The 15,147-nt window shown below is 60.4% G+C and carries 15 protein-coding genes; 7 read left to right on the top strand and 8 right to left on the bottom strand.

Translation table 11 applies throughout. The features are described 5' to 3' along the window. Nucleotides 1–62: 62 nt before the first annotated feature. Nucleotides 63–1,097, top strand: coding sequence for a nicotinate-nucleotide--dimethylbenzimidazole phosphoribosyltransferase (gene cobT / locus EXN68_RS06650; RefSeq protein ID WP_142840148.1), 1,035 nt, complete (start codon nt 63–65; stop codon nt 1,095–1,097). A gap of 8 nt (nt 1,098–1,105) precedes the next feature. Beyond that, nucleotides 1,106–1,510: a diacylglycerol kinase gene (locus tag EXN68_RS06645; protein WP_142840147.1), complete on the top strand. Its 405-nt coding sequence runs from the start codon at nt 1,106–1,108 to the stop codon at nt 1,508–1,510. Between the two features lie 12 nt (nt 1,511–1,522). Here the strand turns inward: EXN68_RS06645 and pdhS2 are convergent, their stop codons facing one another. Beyond that, nucleotides 1,523–3,058, bottom strand: a complete 1,536-nt coding sequence (pdhS2, locus tag EXN68_RS06640) for a two-component system sensor histidine kinase PdhS2 (RefSeq protein WP_142840146.1) — start codon at nt 3,056–3,058, stop codon at nt 1,523–1,525. A 107-nt stretch (nt 3,059–3,165) separates the two neighbouring features. Here pdhS2 and EXN68_RS06635 point away from each other — a divergent pair, with 107 nt between their 5' ends. The 3 genes from EXN68_RS06635 (at nt 3,166) to EXN68_RS06625 (ending at nt 4,964) form a co-directional block, all read left to right on the top strand. Beyond that, a complete protein-coding gene (locus tag EXN68_RS06635) occupies nt 3,166–3,759 on the top strand; it encodes a thermonuclease family protein (RefSeq protein WP_142840145.1) in 594 nt (197 codons plus the stop codon). Further along, nucleotides 3,752–4,405: a uracil-DNA glycosylase family protein gene (locus tag EXN68_RS06630; RefSeq protein WP_161991229.1), complete on the top strand. Its 654-nt coding sequence runs from the start codon at nt 3,752–3,754 to the stop codon at nt 4,403–4,405. Before EXN68_RS06635 ends, EXN68_RS06630 begins: the two co-directional genes overlap by 8 nt. Before the next feature lie 70 nt (nt 4,406–4,475). Then, on the top strand, nt 4,476–4,964 hold the full coding sequence (locus EXN68_RS06625; protein ID WP_003507846.1) for an Lrp/AsnC family transcriptional regulator: 489 nt from the start codon (nt 4,476–4,478) through the stop codon (nt 4,962–4,964). Between the two features lie 318 nt (nt 4,965–5,282). Here the strand turns inward: EXN68_RS06625 and EXN68_RS06620 are convergent, their stop codons facing one another. From EXN68_RS06620 to EXN68_RS06600, 5 genes are all read right to left on the bottom strand, one after another. Continuing rightward, on the bottom strand, nt 5,283–6,107 hold the full coding sequence (locus tag EXN68_RS06620) for a class I SAM-dependent methyltransferase (protein ID WP_142840144.1): 825 nt from the start codon (nt 6,105–6,107) through the stop codon (nt 5,283–5,285). An 83-nt stretch (nt 6,108–6,190) separates the two neighbouring features. Continuing rightward, nucleotides 6,191–6,457 carry an usg protein gene (locus EXN68_RS06615; RefSeq protein WP_142840668.1) on the bottom strand — a complete coding sequence of 89 codons (267 nt, stop codon included), beginning with the start codon at nt 6,455–6,457 and terminating at the stop codon, nt 6,191–6,193. A 168-nt stretch (nt 6,458–6,625) separates the two neighbouring features. Further along, nucleotides 6,626–7,456, bottom strand: coding sequence for an ABC transporter permease (locus tag EXN68_RS06610; RefSeq protein WP_142840143.1), 831 nt, complete (start codon nt 7,454–7,456; stop codon nt 6,626–6,628). Beyond that, entirely contained in the window at nt 7,453–8,256 is an 804-nt protein-coding gene (locus EXN68_RS06605; protein WP_142840142.1) for an ABC transporter permease, read from the bottom strand. The genes EXN68_RS06610 and EXN68_RS06605 overlap by 4 nt, the downstream gene beginning before the upstream one ends. A 112-nt stretch (nt 8,257–8,368) precedes the next feature. Further along, nucleotides 8,369–9,142, bottom strand: coding sequence for an ABC transporter substrate-binding protein (locus EXN68_RS06600; RefSeq protein ID WP_142840141.1), 774 nt, complete (start codon nt 9,140–9,142; stop codon nt 8,369–8,371). A gap of 341 nt (nt 9,143–9,483) precedes the next feature. Between EXN68_RS06600 and EXN68_RS06590 the strand changes: the two genes are divergently transcribed. After that, nucleotides 9,484–11,727 (top strand): OmpA family protein, encoded by a 2,244-nt coding sequence (locus tag EXN68_RS06590; RefSeq protein ID WP_142840140.1) that lies wholly within the window; start codon nt 9,484–9,486, stop codon nt 11,725–11,727. 179 nt (nt 11,728–11,906) lie between these two features. Here EXN68_RS06590 and EXN68_RS06585 read toward each other — a convergent pair whose 3' ends face one another. Both EXN68_RS06585 and EXN68_RS06580 read right to left on the bottom strand, forming a co-directional pair. Then, the gene (locus tag EXN68_RS06585) at nt 11,907–12,830 is read right to left on the bottom strand and encodes a pseudouridine-5'-phosphate glycosidase (protein ID WP_142840139.1); all 924 of its coding nucleotides are present in this window, start codon (nt 12,828–12,830) and stop codon (nt 11,907–11,909) included. A gap of 29 nt (nt 12,831–12,859) precedes the next feature. Next, nucleotides 12,860–13,801, bottom strand: coding sequence for a carbohydrate kinase family protein (locus EXN68_RS06580; protein ID WP_142840138.1), 942 nt, complete (start codon nt 13,799–13,801; stop codon nt 12,860–12,862). Between the two features lie 246 nt (nt 13,802–14,047). Here EXN68_RS06580 and recA point away from each other — a divergent pair, with 246 nt between their 5' ends. Next, nucleotides 14,048–15,139 carry a recombinase RecA gene (gene recA, locus EXN68_RS06575; RefSeq protein ID WP_046798211.1) on the top strand — a complete coding sequence of 364 codons (1,092 nt, stop codon included), beginning with the start codon at nt 14,048–14,050 and terminating at the stop codon, nt 15,137–15,139. The last annotated feature ends 8 nt before the right edge of the window (nt 15,140–15,147 follow it).

Here is a 15,147-nt window from a genome sequence, read left to right as displayed (position 1 = left end):
CACAAGTTCCGGACGCATGAGCCGATGCGACAGCCAACCCGGCTACGAAAGAGACAGACACCATGAGCATGAGCGGATTGCCCTTCGACGATTTTCGCGCGCTGCTGCGTGAGCTTCCCGGCCCGGAGACGCATGCGCTGGTGGCGGCCAAGGAGCGCAATGCGCAGCTGACCAAGCCTGCCGGTTCGCTCGGCCGCCTTGAGGAAATCGCCATGTGGCTGGCCGCGTGGTCAGGCCGTTCGCCCGCCGTCACGCGTCCGCTGGTGGCGATTTTCGCCGGCAATCATGGTGTCACCCGTCATGGTGTTACGCCCTATCCGACGTCCGTGACCCAGCAGATGGTGGAGAATTTTGCAGCCGGCGGTGCGGCCATCAACCAGATCTGCGTCGCCAATGATCTTGGCCTGAAGATATTCGATCTCGCGCTTGATTATCCGACCGGCGACATAACCTGCGAGCCGGCCCTTTCGGAGCGCGACTGTGCGGCGACCATGGCCTTCGGCATGGAGGCGATTGCCGGCGGCACCGATCTTCTCTGCGTCGGCGAAATGGGCATCGGCAACACCACGATTGCGGCGGCGATCAATCTCGCGCTCTATGGCGGCACGGCGGAAGAATGGACCGGTCCCGGCACCGGTTCGGAAGGCGAGGTCATGGCCCGCAAGATTGCGGCGGTAAAGGCTGCTGTCGAGTTCCACAAGGACCACCTGTCCGATCCGCTGGAAATCATGCGCCGTCTCGGCGGACGCGAGATCGCGGCTATCGCCGGCGCTATCCTCGCGGCGCGCGTGCAGCGTATTCCCGTGCTGATCGACGGTTATGTGGCAACCGCCGCTGCCGCTCTGCTGAAGGCCGCCAATTCTTCGGCGCTTGATCATTGCCTGATCGGCCATGTCTCGGGTGAGCCGGGCCATCTCGCCGCCGTCGAAAAGCTTGGCAAGACGCCGCTTCTGGCGCTTGGCATGCGGCTGGGCGAAGGCACCGGTGCGGCACTGGCCGCCGGCATCGTCAAGGCTGCCGCGGCCTGCCATTCCGGCATGGCGACTTTCGAAGCGGCGGGTGTGGATACCCGCATCAGCCCCCGCACAGATCATTGAGGCCGAAGATGGACGCGACGCCGCAAAAGAAACAACCCGAACCGGCATTCCGCAAGGAAAAAGGCTGGCGGCATCTTTTCGCCGCTGCCCGCTATTCCGTGCAGGGGCTGGGCCGGCTGTGGCAGGAAGCGGCGTTCCGGCATGAGGTTCTGGCTTTCGGCGTCGGGCTTGGCCTGCTTCTCATCGTCGCTGCGCCCTTTGCGCATCTTCTCGTCTTCACTGTGCTGATGTTGCTGCTGTTTGCGGTCGAGGCGCTTAATACCGCGATCGAGGAGCTGGTGGACCGCATTTCGCCGGAAATTTCCTCGGTCGGGCGACATGCCAAGGACCTCGGCTCCTTCGCCGTTTTCTGCCTGTTGATGGCGAACGGATTCTTCGTGCTTTATTCGCTGGTAACGACGTTGTTCTTCTGAGGCCTTGAGCCCTTATGCGAAGGACCGGCGGCGCGGCTGGATCGCGTGGGTTTCCTCCACGGCCGGCAGGCTCTGCAACACGCGTTTTGCCGGCAGGATGGCGATGCCTTCGGTGCCTTCGCGCAGCTTCGATTTCAGGATGAACTGGCCGTCATGTTTGGCAAGAATGGCCTGAACGATGGGCAGGCCAAGCCCGGTTCCCTGTTCGGCGCTCTTGATGGCGATCGATCCCTGACCGAAGGCCGACAGCACCACGGGAATTTCGTCTTCGGGAATGCCGGGACCGTTATCCTTGATCGACACATATTGCCCGCCGCCCGCCGTCCAGCCGGCTTTCACAAGGATTTCACCGCCCTGCGGCGTGAATTTCACGGCATTGGAGAGAAGGTTGAGAATGACCTGGCGGATCGATTTTTCGTCAGCCCAGACCTGCGGCAGGCTGCTTTCGAACTGCTGCGAAATCCTGATCGTCTTGGCGCGGGCGCGCAGCTGGATCATGCCGATGCAATCCTCGGCGATTTCCAGCATCGAGATGGATTCCTCATTGAGATCATAGCGACCGGCCTCGATGCGCGACAGGTCGAGGATTTCGTTGATGAGATCGAGCAGGTGCTGGCCGGAGCGATGGATATCGCCGGAATATTCCTTGTAGAGCGGGTTGTTGAGCGGGCCGAGCACTTCTGACGCCATGACCTCGGAGAAGCCGAGAATGGCGTTGAGCGGGGTGCGCAGCTCATGCGACATGGAAGCGAGAAAACGTGATTTGGCCAGATTGGCCTCTTCGGCGCGGCGTCGCGCTTCATCCGAAACCGAGTTGGCGACTTCGAGTTCGGCGATCAGGTCGTCCTTTTCCGTCTGGGAGGACAGGAGCTTGACACTGGTCTGGTAGAGCCGGCTGGTGATGCGATGACAGAAGAGGATCGCCATGCCGAACATCAATGCAAGGCCGACATCGAATGGATCACGCGAGATGGCCGAGGTGACGCACAGCGCTGCCATAACCGGCAGGAAAGTCATGAAAGTCGCCCGCCGCAGCATGAAATTGGCCATGGCGGTCAGCGAAAGCGCGATCAGCAGCGTTGCGCCCTTGAAGAAGAGGACAAGCGTCGGGTCGTTGCGCGCCGGTTCGGCCAGTGCGAACATGGCCCATGCGCAGCCGATGAGGATCTGCATGCCGAGGAACAGATTTTTCCAGTGCTGGAGATTTTCTGACGTGATCTGCTGTTTCGCCGCTCTCTTGGCCAGCACCAGAGCCATGGCGTGGAAGCTGAGCGCAATCAGCGACCAGATGATCAGCCCGATGTCGCGGGTGATATAAAGACCGATGACGGAGGCGAGCACGATGAAAAGCGGCATGAACATCGCGCCCTGAAGGGTCTCGGCGATGTGCATGGTCAGCATTTCGCGTTCATAGGCTTCGGTTCCGCCGGCACCCTGCTGCAGGCGTTCACGCGTCGTCTTCACCGTGTCGAAAACCGCCTTGTTGCGGTGTTTTTTCGAGCGGTCGACGATGATCTTGTCGGTGGACGTGCTGACGCTTTTACTCATTGTTACAACGCAGGTGACATGAACCCTTGCAGGCTACGCTCAAAATCTTAAGAAGATGCTGCCGTGAAAGGATTTGTTTGCCATTTCTGACAAGGGTTTGTTGTTACATGGGACGAAACGGAGGCAGGCGCAGGGGTTTTTCGGCGTTTCGCGACGGCGGACTGTTTCTTGCCGCGGTTTTTCTCGGCATCCTCATCGCCGCCAAGCTCGACCAGATCAACAGCGAGACGTATAGCGGCCGTTTCTTCGTGATCGACGGCGATACGCTTTCAAAGGGTGAAGAGCGGTTTCGTCTGCTGGGTATCGATGCGCCTGAACTGTCACAGACATGCCGGCGCCGCGCCGAGACCTGGCCCTGCGGGGAGGAGGCGCGCCGTGTGCTGCAACGGCTGGTCGTGGCGCAGAATTTTTCCTGTTCCGGCAGTTCGAGGGACCGTTACGGCCGGCTGCTCGTTTATTGTGCCGCCGGCGGCAGGGATGTTTCGGCGGAAATGGTGTCGGCGGGTTTTGCCGTCGCCTCCGGTTACTTCCAGTTTTCAGGTGAACAGGCCGCAGCGCGCCGGGATGCGCGGGGCATCTGGGCGGGCGAATTCGAAAAACCTTCGCAATGGCGGCGTGAGCACCGCGCAGCGGATATCGAGACACCGGCGGCGGGGTTCCTGACCGTCATCCGCCATCTTCTGGGATGGTCGCATGGCTGAGATGGATCAATCCATGCCGGGGTTCGATGATGGGCTGGATGCGTTGCGCGGCGAGATTGCCCGCTGTCGCATCTGTCGGGACGCGCCTGTCAGGGGCATGGCCGATCGCCTGCCGCATGAACCGCGGCCGGTGGTTATCATGTCGAAGAAGGCCCGCATCCTGATTGCCGGGCAGGCGCCGGGCCTGCGTGTGCACGAGACGGGACTGCCGTTTAACGACGCTTCAGGTGACAGGCTTCGGCAATGGCTCAATGTCGACCGCGAGACCTTTTATGATCCCGACCGCTTCACCATTGTGCCCATGGGTTTCTGTTTCCCGGGTTACGACGACAAGGGCAGCGACCTGCCGCCGCGGCGCGAATGTGCGCCTGCATGGCGTGAGCGGGTGATGGAAGCGATGCCGCAGGTGGATCTGATCCTTGCTGTCGGCCAATATGCGCAGGCTTTTCATCTGGGCGAAAAGCGACGCAAAACCATGACCGAAACCGTGCAGAACTGGCGCGGCTACCTGCACGCCAATTCCGGCCCCGGCATTTTACCGCTGCCGCACCCCAGCTGGCGCAATACCGGCTGGCTGAAAAAGAACCCGTGGTTCACGCAGGAGCTGCTTCCAGTTCTGCGGCAACATGTGGAAATGCGGCTTTAGTGAAACAATTTTCTGTTTTTCTGCAAAAATTAGTGTATTGAAAGGAAATTAATTCAGGAGGATAGACGCATTGGATCGCCTTGACCGTAAGATTTTGCGCATTCTGCAAGAGGATTCCACGCTGGCCGTCGCTGATCTGGCGAAAAAGGTCGGACTTTCCACGACGCCCTGTTGGCGGCGTATCCAGAAGATGGAAGAGGACGGCGTCATCCGCCGGCGCGTGGCGCTGCTTGATCCGGTCAAGGTCAACACCAAGGTCACGGTTTTCGTTTCCATCCGCACCGCCTCCCATTCCATCGAATGGCTGAAGCGCTTCTCCGAGGTGGTTTCCGAATTTCCGGAGGTCGTCGAATTTTACCGCATGAGCGGCGATGTCGATTATCTCCTGCGCGTCGTCGTGCCTGATATTGCTGCCTATGACGCCTTCTACAAGCGGATGATCGCCAAGATCGAAATTCGCGACGTGTCGTCGGCCTTTGCGATGGAGCAGATCAAATATACGACGGAACTGCCGCTCGATTACATGCTGCTGGATAATCCGAAATCCGGCGAAGAGTGATACGCCGCTCATCCGGTTTTTGAGCAATGCCCTTTCCGGCTGCCGGGGAGGGCATTTTTATTTGCGGGTTGTTGCGACGGAAAGTCGAATCTCTTCAACTGGCTGGGCGATCTTGATGAGATATTGATTCAGCACGGCAGAGTTCGTCGCATTGGGCCGAGCGGACGCCACTTGTTTCTTCTCCCCGCCGGGGAGAAGTCCGCGGCAGCGGGATGAGGGGGCAAGCTCTCCGAAATCCGGCAACGTTTCCCCCTCATCGGACCCTTCGGGCCACCTTCTCCCCGGTCGGGAGAAGAAACCTGCCGAAATGCCGAGTTATCAGCCCTTGAGCTTGGCAATCACCAGATGGCCCGGTGTCGGGTTGCCGTCCTGCATACGGACGTTGATATCGGTGACTTCGAGGATATCGAAACCGGTCGCAGCCAGTCTTTCGCGAACGTAATTTTCCGCATGGGCGAAACGGTGATGCGGGCCGACCATATAGGGACGTCCGGCCAAGGTCTTTTCGTCCAGGGTTTCCGAGGAGAAGATCAGCAGGCCGCCGGCATTGAGGTTTTCGGCGGCGCCGAAAAACAGCGGTTCCAGCGCGCCGAGATAGGGCAGCACGTCGGTGGCTGTGATGATATCGAAGGGTTCGTCGTCATTATCCTCAAGGAAATCTTCGACTTCCGCGACGTAAAGCGTCTCGTAGAGGTCCTTTTCATGGGCGATTTCGACCATGTTTTCGGAGATGTCGATGCCGGTGATGTCCTCAGCCATGTCGCGCAGCGCCTCGCCCGTGAGGCCGGTGCCGCAGCCGAGATCGAGCAGGCGTTTGAAAGGGCCGAGGTTCAGCGTCTGCAGCCGTTGGCGCACCATCATCGGTACGGCATAACCCAGCTGTTCGACAAGAATGTCCTCGAAGGCTTCGGCGTGCTGATCGAACAGGGTTTCGACGTAGGCGTCGGGCGCTTTCGGCGGCGTTTCGCCCCGGCCCATGGCGGCGATACGCACGGCGGCGCCACCGTGATCTTCCGGATCGATCGCCAGAACTTCCTGATAGGCTTTTACCGCCGCTTCCACATCGCCGGCTTTTTCAAGCGTCAGTGCGCGGTTGTAGGCCTCGGCAAGCGCCTCTTCGTCGATTTTCTGGTTCTTCGTCATCGTGCGGTATCCATAACGTCTTCGGTTGACGTTTGCTGTAAGCCGCAACGGTGGTTGGCGCAACGTTTATGTGGGGACAGTTCTCAGTGGATGATGAACTCCCCTTTCAGCGCGCGCCATTCCTGCGCCGAGATTACCTGCCGGTGCACGTAGCGGACGGAATGTAGCGGTCCGTCGAGCTTTTCCTGCCAGAATTTGAGGAAGCCGTGCATTTCGGGAAAATCCGGGGCGAGATCATAGTCCTGCCAGACATAGGTCTGCAGAACCAGCGGATGGTCCGGCATGCGGTAGAATATCTGGGCGGTGGTGAGGCCGTAGCCTCTCAGCATCATTTCCATGTCCTTGTTCATGACGGCGGTTCCCGTTTCCATGATTGCCGATCACAGCGTTGCCGCTGTATCTGACATGGGAACACGACACGGTTAATCCAACCTTGCCAAAGCCATGGACTGTCACAAAATATTTATATTTTTCAAAATGTTGGCAGCCTCAGTTGATGAGTGCTGCCAAGCTTTGGCTTAACGCTTGAGGTGGCGTGTCAGGCGGGCTTCCAGCCAGGCCCAAACGTGCCTCAGCGTCTCGACGATTGTCAGGTAGAAAATCGCGGCCCAGAGATAGGCCTGGTAATCGAATGTGCGGGAAAAGGCGTAGCGGGTCTGTCCCATCAGGTCGAAAACCGTGACGATGGAGACGACTGCCGAACCCTTGATCATCAGGATGATCTCGTTTCCGTAAGGACGCAGCGCGACGATGAGTGCCTGCGGCAGGATGACCTTGCGGAAGGTGATGAATTTCGAAATGCCGAGCGAGGCGGCGCCCTCATGCTGGCCGAGCGGCACGCTGCGGATTGCGCCGCGCAGGATTTCGGCTTGATAGGCGGCGGTGTTGAGGGTCAGCGACAGGAGGCCGCAATACCAGGCTTCACGGAAGAACCACCACAGACCAACGGCTTCCAGTTGCGGGCGGAAGCTGCCGAGGCCGTAATAGATCAGAAAAAGCTGGGCCAGAAGCGGCGTGCTGCGGAATACATAGACATAGGCATAGGCCAGTGCGCCGAGGACGCGGTTTTTCGACATACGCGCAAAGGCGATCGGCACCGACAGGATTGCGCCGAGAATGATCGAACTTCCGACCAGCGTGATGGTGGTGATGAGGCCGTCAATGTAACGTGGTCCGTAACGTTCGAATTTCGCCCAGTCCCACCCTTCGATCATGGCGAAGATCAAGCCGGCGGCGAGCAGCAGCCAGAGCATGATGACGGCGATGCCGACGATGCGCGATATGTTGAGCGGCTTGTCGGCTATGGCTGGCGCCGGGCGCGGCGGAATGAGTTCATTGATATGGCTCATCGGCGTGCCTCCGACTTGCGCGACCAGCGATCGATGAAGCCGATCCCGATGGAGGAGAGAAGTGCGAGGATGAGGTAAAGCAGGCAGGCGATGCCGTAGAAAAAGAAGGCTTCCTTGCTGACCCGGGCGGCGATGCCGGTCTGACGTATGATATCGGCAAGTCCGATGATCGAAACGTAGGACGTGTCTTTGAGCAGGATGACCCAGAGGTTGGTCATGCCGGGCAGGGCGATCCTGACCAGTTGCGGAATGATGATGAGCACCATGGTGCGGCCGCGCGACAGGCCAAGCGCATGGCCCGCTTCATATTGGCCCTTGGGAATGGCCTTGAAGGCGGAGAGCAGCACTTCGGAAGCATAGGATGAAAACACCACCGATAGCGCGACCATGCCGGCCACGAAGGCATTGATCTCGACCGGGCCGGTGATGCCGACATAACCCGCTGCTGATTGCAGCAGCATCTGAATGCCGTAATAGACGATGAAGAGCGTCAGCAATTCCGGCAGACCGCGGAAGATGGTTGTGTATATGCCGGTTGCCAGCCGCAGCGACTTTTCTTCCGATTGCGCCGCAAGCGCGATGAGGAAGCCGATCAGCAGGCCGACAGGCAATGTCGCAAGCGCCAGCGAGATCGTGACCTTGACGCCGAAGGCGATTTCATCGCCCCAGCCTGCATCACCACACGCAACAAGGGTGCCGTTTCCGAAAAGCGAGAAGAGACCGACCGGACCGCAGAAGGGGTCGAGAAGTGTCGAGACATAGGTCCAGAACGCACCTATGGCGGAAAATGCTCCGCTCATGCCAGTTTTCCCCCGCGGTCTTAAGCCGCCGTGATTGTTATGGTGACGTTTTCAAACAAAAATGGCGGAAGGGCAAGCCTTCCGCCACCAGATTTCAACAGATCGAGCAGGCTTACTCGCCGTAAACGTCGAAATCGAAGTATTTTTTATTGATCTCCTGGTATTTGCCGCTGGCGCGGATACCGGCGATGGCAGCCGTGAATTTATCGGCGAGCGCTGTGTCACCCTTGCGGACCGCAACGCCTGCGCCATTGCCGTTGATTTCGACATCGACCTTGAGCGGCGTCAGGATCTTGCAGCAGGCGCCGGCATCCGTCTTCAGCCATTCCGAAAGCACGACGATATCGTCGATGACGGCGTCGATACGGCCATTGGCGATATCGAGCTTATATTCGTCGGCGGTCGGATACATCTTCACGTCGGCATCCGGAAAATGCTTTTCAGCATAGTTGGAGTGGGTGGTGGAACCCTGTGCGCCGAGCGACTTGCCCTTCAGGTCGTCGAGAGACTTGATCGGCGAATCCTTCGGCACGGCGATGGCCGGCGGGGTGTTGTAATATTTCTTGGAGAAATCGACCTTCTCGAGACGCTCGGGCGTGATCGACATGGACGCGATGATGGCATCGAACTTCTTGGCCTGAAGGGCGGGAATGATGCCGTCCCAGTCATTGGTGACGAAGGTGCATTCGGCTTTCATTTGTTCGCACATCGCCTTGGCGATGTCGATGTCGAAGCCGGTCAGCGTGCCGTCGGCTTCAAGATTGTTGAAGGGCGGGTAGGCGCCTTCGGTGCCGATGACGATCTTGTCCTGCGCAAGGGCGGCACCAGAAAACAGCGAGATAGCGGCAATCGATACGGCTGCGAGCAGACGGGTGGAAATAGGCATTTCGATCCTCTCTTTTGGTCGTTCATCCGCAGTCTGTTGTTGTTTTCAGTGCGGACGCCATAAGCGCAAGGCGCGACGGAATGTTTTTTTGTTTTCCGTGGCCTTCAGCGCCGGGGCAATTATTCATCCGGTTGGTCAAAAAATGCAACTGCAATATTAGTCATCTCGATTGCGCCGCAGAGCTTTCACGAAAACGCCTTGATCTGTTCATTTCCGGTACACAAGGCTTTGTCCATCATGGGAACCGAAGCGTGTGCAAGGCGTTGACCAGCGCCTGCATGCGCAGCCGGTTCAAGATGTCGCGATACAAGCGACCAATAATGGCAGATGAGGAAGCACCGATGCTGAAGAAGAACAGATTGCTGACGGGGGTGGTTTTCCCCCTCATGTCGCTGGCGATTGCGGTGGAGCCGGCTGCTGCCGGTTTTGCCGGAGCCGCGCGGGCGCAGACCCAGATGCCCAAGTTGCAGAGCCCGCTGATTCTGGCGCAGGCGCAGCCCGAAGGTCAGGTCGCCGAGGAACAGAACCCGGAGGAGCTTCTGCGCAAACAGCGCCAGCAGGCCGAAGAAGCGCAGCCGCAGGCCGAGCCGCCGAAGCAGGAGCAGGCACCCGAGCCGCCACGTGAACGCCCGCCCGAGCCGAAGCCGGAAGCCGCACCTGCCGAACCGCGCCCCGAGCCGCAACGCGAAGCGCAGCCCGAACCCAAGCGTGAAGCACCGCCGGAACCTCAGCGTGAGCCGCAGCAGCAGCGCGAAGCCCGCCCTGAACCGGCGCCTGCCGAACAGCCGCAGGAACGCCCACGCAAACCCGAGCGGACACAGGAGCCTCAAGGGGAAGGCGAGCAGCGGCCCGCACGCCAGCGCCCGGAGGCCGCCCCCGAAGCCGCACCTGAGGCGGCACCCGCTGAACAGCAGCCGAAGGAGCGCCCGCGCAAGGAACGTGCGAAAGAACCCGCCGCCGAGCAGCCTGCCGCACGTCCTGACAATGCCGAGCAGCCTGCCAAACCGCGTGAGAAAAAGCCGCAGGTAGAAGAAAAGGCTCCGGAACAGAAATCCGAACCGGCCGAAAAGGCTGTTCCGGAGAAAAAGCCCGACGCTCCGGAACCGGCCGCGAAAGAAGCGCCTGTTCCGACGGAAGCGCCGACACCCGCACGTCCGCCGGCGCCAGAGGCACAGCCCAACCCCGCACCCGGCCAGCAGCCTTCCGAGAAGCCGCCAGTCGAAGGTCAGGGCAAGACAGAGCCTGCAGCGCCGCTGCCGGGCACGCCGACGCCCCCGCCGCCAAGCGGCGCCACGACGGGACAGGCGCCTGCCGGTGAGCCCGTTCCCAACCAGGTTGCCGTTCCGCAGACGGAAGCACCGCCCATGACGAAGGAGGAGCTGGACAAGGCCAAGGCGGTTGCCAAGGATCCGTCCAAGACCGCCGATACCGTCATCCTGCCTGTCGACAAGGGTGCGGCCGTTCTCGACAGCGACAAGGAAGTGGAGCGCTCCGGCAACAATCAGGCCCGCGAGCAACGTCGCCGCGAGCGCGAACAGGCCGGTGACGTGAAGGTTCCGACCTCCGACGCCGAGGCGCAGCGCGCTGGTGCCGCCGAAGGAAAGACCCCGCCGCCACCCGTGAAAATGGAGGCGATCACCTCCCAGCAGGGCGAGCGCATCGACCGTCGTCCGCAATATGAGCGGCCGGAAGGCGTGCGCGAATGGCAGCCACGTGAGGGCCGCCCGCGTGACCGGGATCGTGACCGCGATGCGCCGATCATCCTGCAATTCGGCGATCGTGTCGTCGTGCGTGGCGATGACAACCAGCGCTTCATACGTGATGGCGGCGAGCCCTATTACGAGCGCCTGCCGGGCGGTCGTGTCCGCGAAACCGTGGAGCGCCGTGACGGCACGCAGGTGGTGACGATCCGCAATCGTTATGGCGACGTGATCCAGCGCTCGCGCATCGATGATCGCGGCCGGGAGTATGTGCTGTTCTATGCGCCCGAGCTGATGGACGATCCAGACCGCGATTATGTCTATCGCGATCCGGGCCTCGACCTGCCGCCGATGCGCCTGCGTATCCCCGTTCGTGACTACATCATCGACACGTCGAGCGATCCGGACCGCGATTATTACCGCTTCCTCGAGCAGCCGCCGGTCGAGCCCGTGGAGCGTGTCTATTCGCTGGATGAAGTGCGCTATTCGGCCCGTATCCGCGACAAGGTGCGCCGTATCGACCTCGATACGATCACCTTTGCCACCGGCAGCGCCGAAATTCCGATGGCGCAGGCGCGCTCACTGCGCAAGGTGGCGGACGCGATCAACAAGGCGCTGGAAAAGAACCCGGCGGAAACCTTCCTCATCGAAGGCCACACCGACGCCGTGGGTTCGGATGAAAGCAACCTCGTACTTTCCGACGAGCGCGCTGCATCCGTTGCCAATGTGCTGACCGATGTCTATGGCATTCCGCCGGAAAACCTTGCGACGCAGGGTTATGGCGAGCGTTACCTGAAGGTCCAGACACTCGGTCCGGAACAGCAGAACCGCCGCGTCACCATCCGCCGCGTCACGCCGCTGGTAAAGCCGGTCGCGCAGAACTGATCGGGTTCTGGCAGGAAAACAAAGGCCCGGAGAGCGCAAGCTTTCCGGGCCTTTTTGTTGGTTTCGAGCTTGCTACTTTCGCACCGTCATCCTCGCCCTTGAGGCGAGGATCCATTTCTGCTGTCGCAACGTGGATCCTCGGGTCAAGCCCGAGGATGACTGAGAAAACTGAATGCTCTTCAGTCCAGCGCCACGGCGATCTCCGCCGCCAGCCGCGCATTGTTGCGCACCAGCGCAATATTGGTCTCCAAACTGCGGCCATCCGTCAGCCGGAAGATATCGCCGAGCAGATAGGGCGTGACCGCCTTGCCGGTGACTTCGTCGCGCTCGGCATGGGAAATGGCGCGGTTGATGTAGATTTCCATTTCTTCGCGGGGGATTTCGTCTTCTTCCGGCACGGGGTTGGCGATCAGCATGCCGCCATCGATGCCGAGTTGTTCGCGTGTTACCTGGAAATTGGCTATTGCTGCCGGGCTGTTCAGCGAAAGCGGGCTCGCCAGGCCGGAGGAGCGCGACCAGAAGGCCGGGAATTCTTCCGAGCCGAAGGTGACGACGGGCACGCCGTTGGTTTCGAGAACCTCGAGCGTCTTCGGAATATCGAGGATCGCCTTGGCGCCGGCGCAGACGACGATGACGCCGGTCTTGGCCAGTTCGGTCAGATCGGCGGAGATATCGAAGGTCTCTTCCGCTCCCTTGTGTACACCGCCGATGCCGCCGGTGGCGAAAACGCGGATGCCGGCGCGGGCGGCGGCGATCATGGTGGCGGCAACCGTGGTGGCACCGGTGCGGCGCTCGGCGATTGCGAAGGCGATATCGGCGCGCGAGACCTTCATGGCGTCAGTGGTCTGGGCGAGCGCCTCCAGCTGGTCCTTTTCGAGGCCGATATGCAGGGTGCCGTGAATGACGGCGATGGTCGCCGGAACGGCGCCCTGGTCCCGAATGATCTGTTCGACGCTTTCGGCCATCTCGATATTGCCGGGATAGGGCATGCCATGGGTGATGATGGTCGATTCAAGTGCGACGATCGGCGCACCGCGCTGCTTGGCGGCGGCGACTTCCTGTGAATAAACGATGGGCAGGAGCGGGGAGATTGGGCGGGTCATTTATTCTGTTCCAGTTCTTGAAAGCGGGTTCATGCCAGTATTTCAGCTGCGGGAACAAGTCCCAACATGGCATCGACACTGTCTTTTGATAAATCCTGCGAGGTGGCGAAGGGCGATTGTACGGTGATGGCCGCAGCCGCCGCACCCTGTCTTAGCGCTTCCGCGATGGTCTTTCCCTCGGTGATCGCGGCAAGATAACCGGAGGCCATGGCGTCGCCGGCGCCGGTCACGTCCTTCACCTCGCGGATAAGGGGCGGGTTGAGCGTTACGGTTTGCGTCCTATCGAAAGCAACGACCTCGCTTGCGCCGCGGGTGACGACGCCGCCGGCAAGCCCGGCCTTGCGCAGAATGCCGGGCCAGTCGCGAACATTTTCCGCCGTCTCTCCGGTGAGCGCGCGTGCTTCTGCCTCGTTCATGAAGAGGATGTCGATATCGGCAAGCGCGCCCTTCAGTTTCACCGCCTTGGCGGGTGAAATGGCGATGGCGGCGAGCGGCTTTTCGCAGGCGCGGGCGACGAGGCCGAGCGCCGTCAGCGTGTCATCAGGAAGATTGGCATCGCAGAGCAGAAAGTCGCTTGCCGTGATCGCCTCGCGCACGGCACGCACTTTCAGGCGGCGCGGGGTAAAGAGCCTGTAGAGGTCCATATCGGCAAGCGCGATGACCAGATTGCCGTCACGCTCCAGAATGGCGGTGTAGCTCGGCGTGCGGCGGTCAAGGAAAATGAAGGGCGTATCTTCGACGCCGGCATATTTTGCGGCCTCCGCCACCGCTTCGCCCGTCACGTCGCCGCCGCGTGGCGCGATGATGCGGACGGCAAAACCGAGCCGGGCAAGATTGCGCGCCGCGTTGAAACCACCGCCGCCTGCCTCCTCCATCCAGGAGCCGGGATTGCTGGCGCCGGGCGCCGTCTCAGTCTCGATCATGCCGCGTCTGTCGATATGCGCGCCGCCCAGAACGAGTATTTTCTTCACGCTTGCGTTTCCCTCTTTGGCGGATGGAAAGGCCGGACGATTCGGCCGAACCTCCTGTCCGTTTCCCTGTCACTTCCCGTTTGCGGCGATAGGCCGGAGCCGAAAAACAAAGATAGAACAAACCACTTATCGCTATTTGTTTTCAATATGCTGGCTGCGCCTTGCGAAATGAGAACAAATGGAGTACATACCATTTCCATACTGCTTCATTGCCTGTGCGGCTTCAATAACCTAAAGGTGGTTCAGATGGCACAAAATTCTTTGCGTCTCGTAGAGGATAAATCCGTGGATAAAAGCAAGGCACTGGAAGCGGCGCTCTCCCAGATCGAACGTTCGTTCGGCAAGGGATCGATCATGAAGCTCGGTTCCAATGAAAATGTGGTTGAAGTGGAAACCGTTTCGACGGGTTCGCTCAGCCTGGATATCGCGCTCGGCATCGGCGGTCTGCCGAAGGGGCGCATCGTTGAAATTTATGGTCCGGAAAGCTCGGGTAAAACGACGCTGGCGCTGCAGACCATTGCGGAAGCCCAGAAGAAGGGTGGCATCTGCGCCTTCGTGGACGCCGAACATGCGCTTGATCCGGTCTATGCCCGCAAGCTGGGTGTGGATCTGCAGAGCCTGCTGATTTCGCAGCCGGATACCGGCGAACAGGCACTGGAAATCACAGATACGCTGGTTCGTTCCGGCGCGGTCGACGTTCTGGTCGTCGATTCGGTCGCGGCGCTGACGCCGCGGGCGGAAATCGAAGGCGAGATGGGTGACAGCCTGCCAGGTCTTCAGGCGCGTCTGATGAGCCAGGCGCTGCGCAAACTGACCGCTTCGATCTCCAAGTCGAAGTGCATGGTGATCTTCATCAACCAGATCCGCATGAAGATCGGCGTCATGTTCGGTTCGCCGGAAACGACGACGGGCGGTAACGCGCTGAAGTTCTACGCCTCCGTGCGTCTCGACATTCGCCGTATCGGCGCCGTCAAGGAACGCGAAGAGGTGGTCGGCAACCAGACGCGCGTCAAGGTCGTCAAGAACAAGATGGCGCCGCCCTTCAAGCAGGTGGAATTCGACATCATGTATGGCGAAGGCGTTTCCAAGACCGGCGAGCTTGTCGATCTCGGCGTGAAGGCCGGTATCGTCGAGAAATCCGGTGCATGGTTCTCCTATAACAGCCAGCGTCTGGGGCAGGGGCGTGAGAACGCCAAGACCTTCCTGCGCGACAATCCGGAAACGGCCAATGAGATCGAGCTGGCGCTGCGCCAGAATGCCGGTCTGATCGCTGACCGCTTCCTGCAGAATGGCGGTCCGGATGCCGGCGATAGCGACGGTGACGGCGACGAGGGCTGACACCTCAA

The sequence above is a fragment of the Martinezella rhizogenes genome, assembly GCF_007002745.1.
Lineage (GTDB): Bacteria > Pseudomonadota > Alphaproteobacteria > Rhizobiales > Rhizobiaceae > Agrobacterium > Agrobacterium cucumeris.
Note: the sequence above shows the minus strand (reverse complement) of the source record. Positions and strands in the feature narration are given on the sequence as shown.